The following is a 1,483-nucleotide window of genomic DNA, read 5'->3' as shown; positions in this document are numbered from 1 at the left end:
GAGTCAAGTCCTAGTTATTGTGTAAATTCAATACAGATGTTTTCAACTATATTTTGTGGGCATGTAAACCAACCCCCACTACATTTTTCATCCTTAACTCCCATGGCTTATTAACTCCATATTCAGTAAAGGCTGTCAAAGGCTCTTTTCACTTTGACTGCCTTTACTGAATGTGGAATACTCCATTAATGGGAGTTGAAGATGTAAAACAAGGTACTATCTAGAAAGTCCTTTTCTTTTTGAATAATCGTTTTCTTGATAATGCATTAACACAGCACCAACTAATCTGAAGGCAGATTGGGTATTAGGGAAGATACGGATTACGGTCTCCCTTCTACGTACTTCTTGATTTAATCGTTCCAGAGAATTCGTACTTCGAATATTAACACGTATTCCTTTGGGAAAATTCATATATTGAATGGTATCTTCGAAACCTTCATCTAGTACTGTAAGTGCTTTTTCATATCTGCGATCTTCTGCATACTGATTCATTAACTCATCTTTAAATTTGCGCATATCCTCAAGGGTAACTGCATCAAAGATGCGTCTAATCATGAGACGGAAATCTCCTGAATCCTTTTTCGGCAGCTTTTCAATAATATTACGTTTAAAGTGTACGTTACATCTTTGCCATGTAGTTCCGATGAATTCCCGTTGGATGGCCTTTCGTAAACCTTGGTGAGCATCAGATATAACTAACTTTGGGGATTGAATTCCTCGCGATTTTAAGTGTTGTAGAAAGCGACTCCAACTTTCATAACTCTCTACATGGTCCACGCTTAAACCAAGAATCTCACGTTTATTCTCTTCGGTAATAGCCGTTGCAATATAGACAGCTTTTGATACAACTTGGTGATGTTCACGCACTTTAATATACATTGCATCCAGAAAAATATAAGGATAGTAAGTAGTGTTTAAAGGTCTGTTCGCCCAAGTGTTAATAATGGGATCTAGTTTTTGTGTCAGTGAAGACACCAGTGATTTCGATACAGTTTCACCACAAAGCTGCTCCACAATTTGAGTTACCTTTCTTGTAGAGACACCATTTACAACCATTTCTATCATCGATAGAATCAATGCTTGATCATGTCTAGCGTACTTTTCAAACACACTGGTAGAAAATTCGCCATTTCGAGTTCTAGGAACTTTTAAAGTTAATTTTCCAACACTCATAACAATTTCACGCTCGTAGTAGCCATTTCGATAATCAATTCGATCGCTCGAACGTTCATAAGCCGCTGCATTTAAATATTCGTCTCTTTCTTTTTCCATGAATTCATTTAGAACTAGTACTAAAGCAGATTTTACAACAGTATTTAAATCAGAATTTAGAACAGAATCTTTTAAAAAGTCCATATCTAAGTTAAACTGTAATTGAGTCATTATTATTCCCTCTTTTCATGTTTATCGTCGCTGAAAACATTGTATCCAAGAGAGAATAAAATGACTCTTTTTCTTTTTACACAATTATATGGACTTTATC

Annotated in this window: 1 protein-coding gene; it reads right to left on the bottom strand. The window is 35.7% G+C overall.

All coding sequences use genetic code 11. The features are described from left to right. Positions 1-216: 216 nt before the first annotated feature. Positions 217-1,383 carry an IS256 family transposase gene (locus tag BJ095_RS18820; RefSeq protein ID WP_107937934.1) on the bottom strand — a complete coding sequence of 389 codons (1,167 nt, stop codon included), beginning with the start codon at positions 1,381-1,383 and terminating at the stop codon, positions 217-219. Positions 1,384-1,483: the final 100 nt, after the last annotated feature.

The sequence above is a fragment of the Ureibacillus chungkukjangi genome, from assembly GCF_003217295.1.
In the GTDB taxonomy this organism is placed as follows: domain Bacteria; phylum Bacillota; class Bacilli; order Bacillales_A; family Planococcaceae; genus Ureibacillus; species Ureibacillus chungkukjangi.
This window is presented reverse-complemented; position numbering and strand designations above follow the sequence as displayed.

Coding starts and splice junctions, on each gene's coding strand:
- BJ095_RS18820 (WP_107937934.1), bottom strand. CDS start 1,383: ATGACTCAATTACAGTTTAACTTAGATATGGACTTTTTAAAAGATTCT.